Origin of the sequence: Pseudomonas graminis (assembly GCF_013201545.1) — a bacterium.
GTDB lineage: Bacteria > Pseudomonadota > Gammaproteobacteria > Pseudomonadales > Pseudomonadaceae > Aquipseudomonas.
Genome location: NZ_CP053746.1, coordinates 4,162,900 through 4,177,994, shown reverse-complemented (window position 1 = coordinate 4,177,994; position 15,095 = coordinate 4,162,900). Strand labels below are relative to the sequence as shown.

The following is a 15,095-nucleotide window of genomic DNA, read 5'->3' as shown; positions in this document are numbered from 1 at the left end:
CTTTGCGGTACCTTGCCACCGGGGTAATCAATAAAAAACCGGACCGGCCACCCGCGCCGTCATGACCTTCAACCCTGATGTTGCTCGCCAATGTCAGTCAGGATTCGTGCAATGCGTTTTGTTTTGTCATCGCTGATGGTCGCAACACTCGTCTTCGTTTCTGGTTTTCAGGTTTTGTCCGCCGCCCCGCAACACGCGTTGACCGTTTACGGTGAGGCGCCGCGCTATCCGGCTAATTTCGGACACTTCGATTACGTCAATGCCGCCGCCCCGAAAGGCGGCAGCATGCGCCGCTCGGCGCAGGAAATCGGCCAGTTCGATCACATCATGCCGTACCTCGACAAAGGCACCGGCGTCTCCCAGGTCAATGGCTTGCTTTACTCGCCCCTGGCAGTCAAGTCGCTGGACGAGCCCTACACCGTGTATGGCCTGATCGCAGAGAAAATGGAGCGCGCTGCCGACGGCATGTCATTGCGTTTCTACCTGAGCCCTAAAGCGAAATTCTCCGACGGCTCGCCCATCACCGCCGAAGACGTGCGCTACACCTACAACCTGCTGATGACCCAGGGCAGCCTGTCGTATCGCACCGAGTTTCAAGACGTCAAAGGCGTGGAAGTCGAGTCGCCGACGCAGATCCGCTTTGATTTCAAAAGCAGCGAAAGCCGCACCCTGCCGCTGGATCTGGCCTCGCTGCCGGTATTTCCCGAACATTGGTGGAAGGACCGCGACTTCGCCAACGGCGGCGGCTTCGAGATCCCGGTGGGCAGCGGCCCGTATCGCATCGGCAAGGTCGACCCGGGTCGCAGCGTCACCTTCGAGCGCAACCCCGACTGGTGGGGCAAGGACCTGCCGGTCAATCGCGGCCAGTACAACTTCGATCATTTCAGCGTCGAGTATTTCGGCGACACCGATGTCGCCCGTCAGGTGCTGCGCGGTGGCGGCTATGATTACAACCGTGAATATTCCGCCACCGGTTATTCCATCGGCTATGACGGCCCGGCGTTGACCGAAGGCCGTCTGCAGCGGGCGCACCTGGCCAAGGGCGCGGTGCAGAGTTCCCAGGGCTTTATCTTCAATCTGGACCGTCCGAAATTTCAGGACCGTCGCGTGCGTCAGGCGCTGGCGATGCTGTGGGACTTCGAGTGGACCAACAAACAGATGATGCGCAACGTCTATGTGCGCCAGAACAGTTACTTCTCCAACAGTGATCTGGCGGCGACAGCGCTGCCCACCGAGTCCGAGCTGAAGATTCTTGAGCCGCTGCGCGGTCAGGTGCCGCCGGAAGTCTTCACCACGGTGTTCCAGACCCCGAAAACCGATGGCAGCGGTTTCATCCGCGACAAACAGCTGCAGGCCCTTGCGTTGCTCGAAGAAGCAGGCTGGATGCCCCAGGGTGACAAGCTGGTCAACACCCAGGGCGAACCGTTGAGTTTTACTTTTCTCAACGGCCAGAGCGGCTTCGAGAAAATCCTGCTGCCCTACAAGCGCAATCTGGCGCAGATCGGCATCGATTTCGAAATCCGCCGCATCGACTCGGCACAGTACCTGAACAGGGTCATGGCCCGGGATTACGACATGATCGTCACCGGCTACGGCGTCTCGACCTCCCCCGGCATGGAGCTGTACAACAACTTCGGCTCGAAAGTCGCGACCGATTCCGGCTCCAGCAACTACATGGTCCTGCGCGACACGGCAGTCGACACGCTGATCGAGGGCCTGGCAAAGGCCGACAGCAAGCCCGCGATGATCGATTACGCCCATGCCCTGGACCGGGTGCTGCAGTGGGGCTTCTACTGGATTCCCAACTATTACCCGCCCGGCTCGTCCACGGTGTGGTGGAACCGCTTCGGCATTCCCAAGGTGCAGGCCAGCAACAGTGAGGCCATCGACACCTGGTGGGAAGTCAGCCCCCAGGCACTGACCAACGAAGAGTTCGCCCGACAACGGGGCGCTTCGGCCATCCCCTCGGAGGTCAAGTAATGCTCGGCTACCTGATGAGGCGCCTGCTGCTGATCATTCCGACGCTGCTGTGCATTCTGTTGGTGAACTTCTTCATCGTACAGGCCGCGCCCGGCGGCCCGGTCGAGCAAGCCATCGCCAAGCTGCAAGGCGTCGCCGGCGGCACCATTGGCGCAGGCCACACCGAAACCATGAACGCCGGGCAGTCCCGGGCCAGTCGCGGGCTTGACCCCAAGCTGATCAAGGAAATCGAGCATCAATACGGCTTCGACAAACCCTTGCATGAGCGCTTGTGGCTGATGCTGAAGAACTACGCGCAGCTGGATTTCGGCAACAGCTTCTTTCGCGGCGCCAAGGTGACGGACCTGATCCTGCAGAAAATGCCCGTCTCTATCTCACTGGGGCTATGGGCCACATTGATTACCTACTTGGTGTCGATACCCCTGGGCATCCGCAAGGCGGTCAAGCACGGCAGCCACTTCGACATCTGGAGCAGCACGGCAATCATCATCGGTTACGCGATGCCGGCCTTTCTGTTCGCCATGCTGTTGGTGGTGCTATTCGCGGGAGGCACCTCGCTGAGCTGGTTCCCGGTGCGCGGGCTGGTGTCCGAAAACTTTGATCAATTGAGCACCCTGGGCAAGATCGCCGACTACTTCTGGCACCTGGTGTTGCCGGTGACGTCACTGGTGATCGGCGGTTTCGCGACGCTGACCATCCTGACCAAAAACTTCTTCTTGAACGAAGTCACCCGCCAGTACGTGGTCACCGCCCGCGCTAAAGGCCTGAGCGAGCGGCGCGTCCTGTACGGCCACGTGTTCCGCAACGCCATGCTACTGATCGTTGCCGGCATCCCCCAGGCGTTCATCAGTGTGTTCTTTGCAGGTTCGTTGATGATCGAAGTGATCTTCTCCCTCGATGGCCTCGGCCGCATGAGTTACGAAGCCGCGGTGTCACGGGATTACCCTGTGGTGTTCGGTTCGCTGTTCATCTTCACGCTGTTCGGGTTGCTGATAAAGCTGGTCGGGGACATCTGCTACACCCTGGTTGACCCCCGAATCGACTTCAGCGCGAGGAATGCGTGATGCGCAGACTGTCTCCGGTGGCACGCCGTCGCTTCGAGCGCTTTCGCAATAACCGCCGGGGCTGGTGGTCGTTGTGGCTGTTCTGTGGGCTGTTCATCCTCAGCCTATGCGGCGAGCTGATTGCCAACGACAAACCCCTGGTGCTGAGTTATCAGCATGAGCTGTATTTCCCCGCCTTCAAGCGCCACACCGAGCAGGAATTCGGCGGCCAGCTGCCGTTTCAGCCGGATTACCGCAGCGATTACGTGCGCCAGTTGATCAGCAAGGGCGACGGCTGGATGCTGTTTCCGCCGATCCCGTTCAGCGATGACACACCCAACTATGACCTGAACAAACCCGCACCAAGCCCGCCCTCCTCGATCAACTGGCTGGGCACCGACGATCAGGCTCGGGACGTGCTGGCCCGGGTCATTTTCGGCGCGCGGGTGTCGATTCTGTTTGCCTTGGCGCTGACCTTCATCAGTGCGCTGATCGGCATCGCCGCCGGCGCATTGCAGGGCTATTACGGCGGCTGGGTGGATTTGATCGGTCAGCGCCTGCTGGAAGTCTGGTCCGGTCTGCCGGTGCTGTACCTGCTGATCATCCTGTCGGGCTTCGTCGAGCCAAATTTTTGGTGGCTGCTGGGGATTATGGCGCTGTTTTCGTGGCTGGCGCTGGTGGACGTGGTGCGCGCCGAATTCCTGCGCGGGCGCAATCTGGAATACGTCAAAGCGGCGCGGGCGCTGGGGCTGGATGATCGCAAAGTGATCCTGCGGCACATCCTGCCCAACGCGATGAACGCCACCCTGAGTTATCTGCCGTTCATCCTCACCGGGGCGATTTCCACGCTGACCGCGCTGGATTTCCTCGGCTTCGGCATGCCCGCCGGCAGCGCGTCACTGGGCGAGCTGATTGCCCAGGGCAAGCAGAACCTGCAGGCGCCATGGCTGGGCTTCACGGCATTTTTCACACTGGCGCTGATCCTGTCGCTGCTGGTGTTTATTGGCGAGGCCCTGCGGGATGCCTTCGACCCGAGGTCCTGACATGTCCGAAAACCTGATCGAAATCCGCGACCTCTCGGTGTCGTTCAACGGCCATACTGTGGTCAAGCACCTGAGCCTGGACATTCCGGCCGGCGAGTGCCTGGCATTGGTCGGCGAGTCGGGCTCGGGCAAGTCGGTGACTGCTCACTCGATCCTTCAACTGCTGCCCCAGGCCGGCACACTGAGCACCGGCAGCATTCGCTACCGCGGCAAGGAACTGCTCGGCGCCGATGGCAATGTCATGCGCGAGCTGCGCGGCAATCAGATCGCGATGATCTTTCAGGAGCCGATGACCTCTTTGAACCCGCTGCACACGGTGTCCCGGCAGATCGGCGAAACCTTGCTGCTGCACAAGGGCCTGACGGGCAAGGCGGCCCAGGCGCGGATCATCGAGCTGCTGGAGCTGGTCGGCATTCAACACCCGAAAAAGCGCCTGAAGGCCTACCCCCACGAGTTATCCGGCGGCCAGCGTCAGCGGGTGATGATCGCCATGGCCCTCGCCTGCGAGCCGGAACTGCTGATTGCCGATGAGCCCACCACGGCGCTGGACGTGACGGTGCAGCGTAAGATCCTGCTGCTGCTCAAACAGCTGCAGCAACGGCTGAACATGTCGCTGCTGCTGATCAGCCACGACCTGAATCTGGTGCACAGCATCGCCCAGCGGGTGTGCGTGATGCGCGCCGGGGAAATCGTCGAGCAGTCCAATTGCCAGCTGTTGTTCAAGAACCCGCAACACCCTTACAGCCGTCTGCTGCTGGACGCGGAACCGGCGGGCGAGCCGTTACCCCGTGACACCCGCGAGAAGGTGCTGGAGGTCGATAACCTGCGGGTCTGGTTCTCCCTCGGGGGCGGGATTTTCAACCGGCACCGCGAATACCTGAAAGCCGTCGACGACATCAGCCTGAGCATCGAGCGCGGCAAAACCCTGGGAATCGTCGGCGAATCCGGCTCGGGCAAGTCGACACTTGGTCAGGCCATCCTGCGCTTGCTGGAGTCCCGTGGCAGTATCCGCTTCAAGGGTCATGCGCTGGACAGCCTCAATCAGAAGCAGATGCGCCCATGGCGCAAGCAGATGCAGGTGGTTTTTCAGGACCCTTACGGCAGCCTCAGCCCGCGCATGTCGGTGGCACAGATCATCAGCGAGGGCCTGGAAGTTCACAGCGACCTGGACAAGGCCAGCTGTGAGGCCGAAGTGATTCGCGCGCTGGAGGAAGTCGGCATCAACCCGTCGAGCCGGCACCGCTATCCCCACGAATTTTCCGGTGGCCAGCGTCAACGTATCGCCATTGCCCGCGCCCTTGTGCTCAAACCTGCCTTGATATTGCTCGACGAACCGACCTCTGCGCTGGATCGCACCGTGCAGAAACAGGTCGTCGCGTTGTTGCGTCAGTTGCAGGAACGTCATGGCCTGACTTATCTATTCATCAGCCACGACCTGGCCGTGGTCAAGGCGCTGGCCCATGACCTGATCGTGGTCAAGGACGGCAAGGTGGTCGAGCGCGGTGCGAGCCACGACGTGTTCGATGCGCCACAGCATCCCTACACCCGGGAATTGCTGGCGGCGGCGCACCCCGGTTTCAACTGAAGCCATTTTGAATCTGTAGTCTGTGCGGCCAGATGCCGAGGAACAGGATGGATGGAACCGCTCATGAAAGACAGTGAGAGCCTGAAGGACTACCGACGCGTTCGGCGACTGGCGATCCGTTCGCTCTTCGAGATCATTGAGCAGTCCAGCGAAGGCACGGTCATCGTCGACCGGGACGCCCGCATCGTCTGGATCAACGAGCGTTACGCACGCCGCTTTGGCCTCGAAGACCCGGGCCGAGCGGTGGGTCAGCCCTGTGAGCAGGTGATTCCCGGCAGCCTGCTGCGGCAGGTGGCGAGCAACGGCCAACCTATTCTGCTGGACATGATGGACACGGCGAAGGACCCACTGGTGGTCATGCGCCTGCCAATCCACGACGACGGCGGCGCGGTGATCGGCGCCATCGGTTTCGCGCTGTTCGATGAGCTGCAGGCCTTGTCGCCGCTGCTCAAGCGCTATGCGAGCATGCAGCAGGAGCTGGCCTCGACCCGCTCGCTGCTGCGCGCACGCCAGGCCAAATACAGCTTTGCCCACTTCATCGGCACCAGTGCCGCCAGCCTGGAAGTCAAACGCCGGGCACGGCGTAGCGCCAGCACCGATTCCCCGGTGCTGCTGCTGGGTGAGACCGGTACCGGCAAAGAGCTGCTCGCCCACGCGGTGCACAACAGTTCGTCCCGCGCCCACAAACCCTTCATCAGCATCAACAGCGCAGCGATCCCCGAAGCGTTGCTTGAGGCGGAGTTCTTTGGCACCGCCCCTGGCGCATTCACCGGCGCCGACCGTAAGGGGCGCCAGGGCAAATTGCACCTGGCCGAGGGCGGCACGCTGTTTCTTGATGAGATCGGCGACATGCCCCTGCCGTTGCAGAGCAAGCTGCTGCGCGTACTGCAGGAAAAGGAATACGAGCCCGTAGGCTCCAACGAGATGATCAAAAGCGATGTCCGCCTGATCGCCGCAACCTCCACGGATCTCGAAGCCGCGATCAAGCGTGGCGAGTTTCGTGCTGACCTGTATTACCGGTTGAGCGTGTTGCCCATCCAGGTGCCGCCGTTGCGCGAGCGTCTGGATGATATTCCGGCGTTGACCGAAGCGATTCTCGAGGACCTGCGCAGCCAGCACGAACTGGCGCCGGCAGCCATGGCCGCCCTCGCACAGCATGCCTGGCCGGGCAACATTCGCGAGCTGCGCAACGTGCTCGAACGTGCGGCATTGCTCAGCGACGATCTGCAGCTCAATCCCGGCGACATCCGCGCGGCCATCGGCACGCTGGTGCCGGTGACCAGCCCGCCGGCAACCGGCCCCTTGGCATCCAATGATCAGACCTACAGCGAGGCTCGGCAGCATTTCGACCGGGAACTGATTCAGGCGAAGCTGGCGCAGTGCGCGGGTAACGTGATTCTCGCGGCCCGGCAATTGGGGCTGGGGCGTTCGACGCTGTACAAGAAGATGGCGGCATTGGGGATCGCCGAGTCTCAATAGAGAGACTGTCCGTCTACGAATCTGGAATCAGCCTCAGGTATCCCGATCCAGAGCGGTTGCGAGGCAGGGCAACTGACTTGGCATACGCCCGCTTGCACAGGAGTGGTCTCATTTTCTGGACAGATCAGCCGCGTGATGCTCACGCCATCAAAATAAATCGTTAAAAATCAGCCAGTTAGCGTAATGGCATGAAACTGGCTATACCTCCTGTTGCGCGGCCTCGCCGCACCCAAAATAAAAACAACAGGAGACACTCGATGAGTGTGATCATCGCTTTAGCGGCGCTTACGCTGCTGATGCTGGCTGCCTACCGGGGTTACAGCGTTATCCTCTTTGCCCCCATCGCGGCCCTCGGCGCCGTGCTGCTCACCGACCCATCAGCCGTGGCGCCCGCCTTCACCGGCGTGTTCATGGACAAGATGGTCGGCTTCGTCAAACTCTACTTTCCGGTGTTTCTGCTGGGTGCCGTGTTCGGCAAGCTGATTGAGCTGTCGGGCTTCTCGCGCTCCATCGTGGCGGCTGCCATTCGCTTGCTTGGCACCCGCCAGGCGATGCTGGTGATCGTGCTGGTCTGCGCGCTGCTGACCTACGGCGGCGTGTCGCTGTTCGTGGTCGTGTTTGCGGTCTACCCGTTCGCCGCGGAGATGTTCCGCCAGAGCAACATTCCCAAGCGCCTGATTCCGGCGACCATTGCCCTGGGCGCATTCTCGTTCACCATGGACGCCCTGCCCGGCACACCGCAGATCCAGAACATCATCCCCTCAACTTTCTTCAACACCACGGCGTGGGCGGCGCCGTGGCTGGGGCTGATCGGCACGGCGTTCGTGTTCAGCGTCGGCATGCTGTTTCTGCAGCGCCAGCGCAACCGGGCCCAGCGTGCCGGCGAAGGTTATGGCACCGAACTGCGCAACGAGCCGGACACTCCGGACGATATCGCCCTGCCCAACCCGTGGATCGCGTTGGCGCCGCTGTTGCTGGTCGGGATCATGAACCTGCTGTTCACCCAGTGGATTCCCCAGTGGTACGGCAAGACCCACACCCTCGCGCTGGCGGGTATGGCGACGCCGGTGCAGACCGACATCGCCAAGATCACCGCGATCTGGGCCGTGGAGGCGGCGTTGCTGGTGGGCATTCTCTTCGTGCTGCTGTTTGCCTTCCGCACGGTGAAATCGAAGCTGGCCGAGGGTAGCAAAGGTGCGGTCAGCGGTGCCCTGCTGGCGGCGATGAACACCGCGTCGGAATACGGTTTTGGCGCTGTGATTGCTTCGTTGCCCGGATTTCTGGTGCTGGCGGACGGGCTGAAAAGCATTCCCAATCCGCTGGTCAACGAAGCGATTACCGTGACCTTGCTGGCCGGCATCACCGGATCGGCGTCCGGAGGCATGAGCATTGCCCTGGCAGCGATGTCCGACAGCTTCATCGCGGCGGCCCATGCGGCGAACATCCCGCTGGAAGTGTTGCACCGGGTCGCGGCCATGGCCAGCGGCGGAATGGACACGCTGCCGCACAACGGCGCGGTCATCACCTTGCTGGCGGTCACCGGCCTGACCCACCGCGAGGCCTACAAGGACATCTTCGGCATCACGATCATCAAGACCCTGGCGGTGTTTGTGGTGATCGGGGTTTTCTATGCAACCGGCATTGTATGAGGAATTGAACATGAGTCTGCAAGGCAAAACCGCACTGGTCACCGGCTCCACCAGCGGCATCGGCCTGGGCATCGCGATGACACTGGCCAAGGCCGGTGCAAATCTGCTGCTCAACGGTTTCGGCGATGCATCGGCGGTGATCGAGCAGGTCAAGCAATATGGCGGCAAGGTCGGTCATCACCCCGCGGACGTCAGTGATGTGGCGCAGATCGCCGACATGATTGCCTACGCCGAACGTGAATTCGGCGGCGTCGACATTCTGGTCAACAACGCGGGGATTCAGCACGTCGACGCGGTGGAGGACTTCCCCGTCGAGAGCTGGGACAAGATCATTGCCATCAACCTGTCGTCGGTGTTCCACAGCACACGGTTGTGCCTGCCGGGCATGCGTGCCAAGGGCTGGGGGCGCATCGTGAACATTGCGTCGGTCCATGGCCTGGTGGGTTCGACGGGCAAGGCGGCCTACGTGGCGGCCAAGCATGGCGTCATTGGTCTAACCAAGGTGGTCGGCCTGGAGACGGTCGCCAGCAATGTCACCTGCAACGCCATCTGCCCCGGGTGGGTGCTGACGCCGCTTGTCCAGAAGCAGATCGATGATCGGGCTGCGCAGACGGGTGATGTGGAGCAGGCCAAGCACGACCTGCTGGCGGAGAAGCAGCCGTCGCTGGAATTCGTGACGCCTTCGCAGCTAGGGGAACTCACCCTGTTTCTGTGCAGCGAAGCCGGGGCACAGGTGCGTGGCGCGGCGTGGAATATCGACGGCGGATGGTTGGCGCGATAGACGGGGCAAGGCCAGTAGGACCGGCTTTAGCCGGGTAAACGTCTGTCGCTACACCTCAAAAATGTGTGGTGCTCAAACCGGCCTCTTCCCGGCTAAAGCCGGTCCCACCATGGTACGCGGACATTTGTGGAACCGGCTTTAGCCGGGAAGGCGTCGGTGATGACACCGCAAATCATCGCCTCGGAAACCTCAACTCCCCGGCTCGTCCCGCTCGTCCACCAGCCCCCAATCTTTGACGTCCACCTGCGCGGCCGGCTGGGGCGCGCGCGGCGCCGTAGCGATGGTCGACGGCCCGTCCTCGCTGTGCAATTTCAAGCGCAGGCGCACGTTGTTGGCCGAGTCGGCGTTCTTCAAGGCCTCGTCTTCGGTGATCGCACCCTCCACCGCCAAGTCATACAGCGCGTTGTCGAAGGTCTGCATGCCGAGGTTGGTGGACTTCTCCATGATGCCCTTGAGCTCGGTCAGCTCATTGCGGTGGATCAGGTCGCGAATGGTCGGCGTGCCGAGCATCACCTCCACGGCCGCGCGGCGCTTGCCGTCGGTGGTCTTGACCAGCCGCTGGGAGACGAACGCCTTGAGGTTGTTGCCCAGATCATGCAGCAACTGCGGGCGGCGCTCTTCGGGGAAGAAATTGATGATGCGGTCCAGCGCCTGGTTGGCGTTGTTGGCGTGCAGCGTTGAGATCGCCAGGTGGCCGGTGTCGGCAAACGCCAAGGCGTGTTCCATGGTCTCGCGGTCGCGGATCTCGCCGATCAGAATCACGTCCGGCGCCTGACGCAGGGTGTTCTTCAGGGCCGCGTGAAAGCTCCGGGTGTCGACGCCCACTTCGCGCTGATTGATGATCGATCGCTTGTGCTTATGGATGAACTCCACCGGGTCTTCGATGGTGATGATGTGGCCGCTGGCGTGGCGATTGCGATGATCGATCAAAGCCGCCAGCGAGGTGGACTTACCTGAACCGGTGGCGCCAACGAACAGCACCAGACCGTGCTTCTCCATGATCACGTCGAGCAGGATCGGCGGCAGATGCAGGTCTTCGAATTTGGGGATGTCGAGCTTGATGTTGCGCGCCACGATCGACACTTCGTTGCGCTGCTTGAAGATGTTGATCCGGAAACGCCCGACACCAGACAGGGAAAAGGCCAGGTTCATTTCCAGCTCGCGTTCGAAATCCACGCGCTGCTCGGCGTCCATGATGCTGTTGGCAATCACTGCGACGTCACCGGGCTTGAGCGCTTCCGTGCCCAGCGGCTTGAGCACGCCGTTGAACTTGGCGCAGGGGGGCGCGCCCGTGGACAGATAAAGGTCCGATCCATCCTGGGTGGCAAGCACCTTCAACAACGCCGGAAAATCCATAAGGCAACACCGCACAAGAGGTTTGAGGAGACTGCAGGCCTACAGTGTGTCGACCTTCGGCCGGTTTCAACGTTCGGGCTGTTTGACTGGCCGGGTCGGGCGTGTCTCAGTGCCGATTTACACGTTCGTCCGGCCAAGGTGTGGGAAATTACCCGAAATCGCGCAGCAAAGGCATAATGCGCGGCTTTTTTATCGAGACGTCCGGACCATCATGAAAGCCCAAGCCCGCCATATTCTGGTCAAGACCGCTGAAGAAGCCGAGCAACTGAAGCAGCGCATTGCCAAAGGCGAGGCCTTTGACGTGCTGGCGAAGAAGTATTCGACCTGCCCGAGCGGCAAGCGCGGCGGCGATTTGGGTGAGGTGCGCCCGGGCCAGATGGTCGGCGCGATCGATCAGGTGATCTTCAAAAAGCCGCTGCGGACCGTGCACGGGCCGGTCAAAAGCAAGTTCGGGTATCACCTGGTGCAGGTGTTCTATCGGGATTGACGGGCTGTAGCTTGATTTGTGTGGTGGCCATATTGACCCCTTCCCGGCTAAAGCCGGTCCTAAAGGGGTCCGCATTCCTTCAGCCAGTGCCACTGAACGCGCGCGATTCTTTAGTGGGACCGGCTTCAGCCGGGAAGAGGCCCGAATGCGCACCCTCGATTTCGCGGTGTGACGCGCGACGCCTTCCCGGCTAAAGCCGGTCCTACGCAGAGTTCTCGGCCCCGCTCAAACTGGCATCACACTCCTCGGGATCAACGCCCCCGGGTGCTGAATCACCAGGCTCGCCAACTGATGCCCGGCGTCGGCCGCATCTTTTGGACTGCCGCCGCGCAGACGCCGAGCCAGATACGCCGCGCTGAACGAATCCCCCGCCGCCGTGGTGTCGATGACTTTCTGCACGGTATGCGCAGGCACCTCATAACGCCGATCATCGACACTCACAAGACAGCTCTGCGCGCCGCGCTTGACCACCACCTCGCTGACGCCCATGGCCCGATAGGTCTGTAGAATCTGCTCGCCGTCGCTGTAATCGAACAGTGCCTGCTCGTCCTCCTCGGTCAACAACGCCAGGTCCACTTCGTGCATCACCGCGCGATAAGCCTGGCGCGCCTGCTCGACGCTGCGCCACAAGCGCGGCCGGTAGTTGTTGTCAAACACCACCCGGGCGCCACGGTCGCGGGCATCGCCGAGGGTCGAGAGCAGCCGCGCCCTGCCCGTTTCACCCAGCACCGCCAGGGTGATGCCGCTGAAATACAGCACGTCGTAATCCGGCAGCGCGGCCAGCACCGGCTCGGCCGCTGGCGTGGTGAAGCATTCGCGCACCGCCGCCTCGTTGCGCCAATACAGGAAACGCCGCTCGCCGCTGGCATCGGTCTGAATGCAATACAGACCCGGCAGCCGCCCCGGCAGACGCTGTACCCGACTCAGACCAATGCCCTCATCGGTCCAGACCTGGCACATGGCGTCGCTGAAACTGTCGTCGCCCAGCGCCGTGACGTAATCCACCTGCGCCGCCGAACCCAATAGGCGCGACAGGTACACCGCCGTGTTCAGCGTGTCGCCGCCGAAGCTCTGCTTGAGCGTGCCGTTGGCGTGCTGTTGCAACTCGATCATGCATTCGCCGATCAAGGCGACGCGCGGGTAGCTGTGACTGACCATTTCACTCATCGCAGACTCCTGTCAGAAGCAGGTATCGAAGGATTCGATGACGCACAGATCATCACCCACCAGGCACCCCGTGCGCCATTTGTCGAAGGTCAGGCACGGGTGCGAGGTGCCGAACGAAATGATATCGCCGACCTTCAACTCGCAGCCCGGCGCCACGGTCATGAACGCGTGTTGGTCCATTACCGCTGTGACGGTGCAAGCGCTGACGTCCTCGCCACTCGCCGGTACCACGCCTGGCGCATAACGCTTGATGGGGTTAGGCATGCCGGCATCGAACGCCACGTCGCGCTTGCCCATGGCGATCACCGCAAAGCCCGGCTCCGGCATCGATTGCACGTGGGCCCAGACTTCCATCGCCGGACGCAAACCTTCGCTCAGGTCGTGGCGACGGTCGAGCACGCAGCACTGCGCGTCTTTGTAGATGCCGTGGTCGTGGACCACGTAACTGCCGGGCCGCAACACGCTCAGGAAACGCTCGCGCACCTGCTGTTTGTCGAATTCTTCGGCGATCAGGTCGTACCAGGCCGAACCCGAGGCGGTGACGATCGGGCGATCCAGGGCGAAAGCGCCCTTGTTTTGCAGGGTCACGGCCAGCCGCACCAGCGACGTGGCGAACGCACGAATGCCGCTCACCGCCTGGTCGCCATGAATCACGCCCTCGTAGCCCTCGATGCCAGTCAGCTTCAGCGCCGGTTGTGCAGCAATCGCGTCGGCCAGGGCCATGACCTCGGCTTCGCTGCGGCAACCGCAACGTCCACCGACCACGCCGTACTCGATCATCACATTCAGGTTCAGGCCCTTGGCGGCGAAGAACTCGCCCAGCGCCTTGACGTTGTCCGGGTGATCGACCATGCAGTGAAAGTCGAACATGGAGTCAGTGAGCATCTCGGCGATGATTGCCATGTTCGGCGCGCCGACCAGTTGATTGGCCATCAGCACCCGACGCACGCCGTGGGCGTAAGCCGCGCGGGTCTGCACGGCAGTCGCCAGGGTCATGCCCCACGCGCCGTGCTGCAACTGCCGCAGAAACAACGCCGGGACCATGCTGGTCTTGCCGTGGGGCGCGAGCTCGGCGCCGCTGTCGCTGACGAACTTCTGCATCCAGCGCAGGTTGTGCTCCAGCGCCGTGTCGTGGATCACCAGCGCGGGCAGGCTGACATCGCGCACCAGGTGATCGCCGGGTTGCGTGGCGCCTTTTTCAATCGCGGCAATGCTCATCTCTGTTCTCCTGAATTTTTTGTTCGAGTGTACGTAAGGCCGACGCTATTCGATGACGCGCCGAGCCAGGCCGTTGGCGCTGTCGATCAACACGCGCCGGTAATGATCGTAATGGGCAGTGGCATCGGCGCGCGGGGCGACAATGCACAGGGTTGCGATGCAGATGCCCTGCTTGTCCCGCACCGGCGCGGCGAAGCAGTGGGTGAAGGTGTCGGCGATGCTGTCGAAGGAAAAGAAGCCTTCGTCGTGGGCCTTGCGGATCTCGGCGAGAAACGTCTCGATGGGCAGGCGCTTGCCATCTGGAAGGATGAAATCCTCGTCGTCGATCAGGTCGATGATCGCCTGATCGGTGAGGTGCCCGAGCAGCAGGCGCCCCGAGGCCGTCCACGGAATCGGCGCGTCCTCGCCGATGTCCGAAGAAATACGAAAATGCCGCGCGCCTTCTTTCATCAGCGCGACGGTGTATTTGCGGCCATTGAGCAGGCACATCTGGGCGGTTTCCCGGGTCTGCTCGACGATCTCACCCAGGCTGACTTCGGCCTCGCGGGTGAAGTCGAAATGACGCAGATGCGCCTGCCCGAGGAAGTACAGCTGCCGGCCCAGGTACACGTGGCCGTCCTTGCCGACGGTTTCGAGGATGCGCCGCTCCAGCAGCGAACTGACCAGCTCATACACCGTCGATTTCGGGCTGCCGATGCCGCTGGCGATCTCGTTGGGCCGCATCGGCGTGCCGGTTTCCTTGAGAAAATCGAGAATATCGAACGCTCGGTCTAAACCACGGGCCCGGCGTTTGATGTCTTCGGTCATAAGAGCGGCTCCAGGCCATAAGGAAGTTTCAAGCGGCAAGCTTCAAGCGGCAAGCGTTCGATCACCGCTGTATCGACTTGCAGCTTGCAGCTTAAAGCTTACCGCTCGCCTCACTTGCGCTTATAGGCAATGCAATCGATCTCAACCTTGCAGTCGACCATCATGTTGGCCTGTACACAGGCGCGGGCCGGGGCGTGTTCCGGGGAAAAGTACTCGCCGAAGACCTTGTTGAAGCTCCAGAAATCACGCGGGTCTTCCAGCCACACGCCGACGCGCACGACGTCTTCCAGGCCATAGCCGGCTTCGGTCAGGATCGCTACCAGGTTCTGCATGGTCTTGTGGGTCTGCTCGACGATCCCGCCGTTGATGATCTCACCGTTTTCGGCCGGAACCTGACCCGACACATGCAGCCAGCCATCGGCTTCAACGGCGCGGGCGAAAGGACGTGGCTGACCGCCACCTGCGGTACTGCCGGCACCGTAACGAGTAATGCTCATGAA

Annotated in this window: 13 protein-coding genes; 8 read left to right on the top strand and 5 right to left on the bottom strand. The window is 61.9% G+C overall.

Features of this window, described 5'->3' with window-relative positions; genetic code table 11:
• Nucleotides 1-111 precede the first annotated feature (111 nt).
• From FX982_RS18700 to FX982_RS18670, 7 genes are all read left to right on the top strand, one after another.
• The gene (locus tag FX982_RS18700; protein ID WP_172611994.1) at nt 112-1,980 is read left to right on the top strand and encodes an extracellular solute-binding protein; all 1,869 of its coding nucleotides are present in this window, start codon (nt 112-114) and stop codon (nt 1,978-1,980) included.
• A complete protein-coding gene (locus FX982_RS18695; protein WP_172611993.1) occupies nt 1,980-3,044 on the top strand; it encodes a microcin C ABC transporter permease YejB in 1,065 nt (354 codons plus the stop codon). The genes FX982_RS18700 and FX982_RS18695 overlap by 1 nt, the downstream gene beginning before the upstream one ends.
• Complete coding sequence (locus FX982_RS18690) at nt 3,044-4,066, top strand: ABC transporter permease (protein ID WP_172611992.1); 1,023 nt, start codon at nt 3,044-3,046, stop codon at nt 4,064-4,066. Before FX982_RS18695 ends, FX982_RS18690 begins: the two co-directional genes overlap by 1 nt.
• A gap of 1 nt (nt 4,067) precedes the next feature.
• Complete coding sequence (locus FX982_RS18685) at nt 4,068-5,651, top strand: ABC transporter ATP-binding protein (protein WP_172611991.1); 1,584 nt, start codon at nt 4,068-4,070, stop codon at nt 5,649-5,651.
• A 63-nt stretch (nt 5,652-5,714) separates the two neighbouring features.
• Entirely contained in the window at nt 5,715-7,130 is a 1,416-nt protein-coding gene (locus FX982_RS18680) for a sigma-54 interaction domain-containing protein (RefSeq protein WP_172611990.1), read from the top strand.
• Nucleotides 7,131-7,387: 257 nt separating this feature from the next.
• Nucleotides 7,388-8,779, top strand: a complete 1,392-nt coding sequence (locus FX982_RS18675) for a GntP family permease (protein WP_172611989.1) — start codon at nt 7,388-7,390, stop codon at nt 8,777-8,779.
• 10 nt (nt 8,780-8,789) lie between these two features.
• Nucleotides 8,790-9,560, top strand: coding sequence for a 3-hydroxybutyrate dehydrogenase (locus tag FX982_RS18670; RefSeq protein WP_172611988.1), 771 nt, complete (start codon nt 8,790-8,792; stop codon nt 9,558-9,560).
• A 189-nt stretch (nt 9,561-9,749) separates the two neighbouring features.
• On the opposite strand, the gene FX982_RS18665 is transcribed toward FX982_RS18670, so the two are convergent.
• A complete protein-coding gene (locus FX982_RS18665) occupies nt 9,750-10,916 on the bottom strand; it encodes a PilT/PilU family type 4a pilus ATPase (RefSeq protein ID WP_172611987.1) in 1,167 nt (388 codons plus the stop codon).
• 211 nt (nt 10,917-11,127) lie between these two features.
• Between FX982_RS18665 and FX982_RS18660 the strand changes: the two genes are divergently transcribed.
• On the top strand, nt 11,128-11,403 hold the full coding sequence (locus FX982_RS18660; protein WP_037009819.1) for a peptidylprolyl isomerase: 276 nt from the start codon (nt 11,128-11,130) through the stop codon (nt 11,401-11,403).
• A 225-nt stretch (nt 11,404-11,628) separates the two neighbouring features.
• Here the strand turns inward: FX982_RS18660 and FX982_RS18655 are convergent, their stop codons facing one another.
• The 4 genes from FX982_RS18655 to FX982_RS18640 form a co-directional block, all read right to left on the bottom strand.
• Entirely contained in the window at nt 11,629-12,570 is a 942-nt protein-coding gene (locus FX982_RS18655) for a sugar kinase (RefSeq protein ID WP_172611986.1), read from the bottom strand.
• A 12-nt stretch (nt 12,571-12,582) separates the two neighbouring features.
• Entirely contained in the window at nt 12,583-13,788 is a 1,206-nt protein-coding gene (locus FX982_RS18650; protein WP_172611985.1) for an amino acid deaminase, read from the bottom strand.
• Nucleotides 13,789-13,833: 45 nt separating this feature from the next.
• On the bottom strand, nt 13,834-14,595 hold the full coding sequence (locus FX982_RS18645; protein WP_172611984.1) for an IclR family transcriptional regulator: 762 nt from the start codon (nt 14,593-14,595) through the stop codon (nt 13,834-13,836).
• A 110-nt stretch (nt 14,596-14,705) separates the two neighbouring features.
• On the bottom strand, nt 14,706-15,092 hold the full coding sequence (locus tag FX982_RS18640; protein ID WP_172611983.1) for a RidA family protein: 387 nt from the start codon (nt 15,090-15,092) through the stop codon (nt 14,706-14,708).
• Nucleotides 15,093-15,095: the final 3 nt, after the last annotated feature.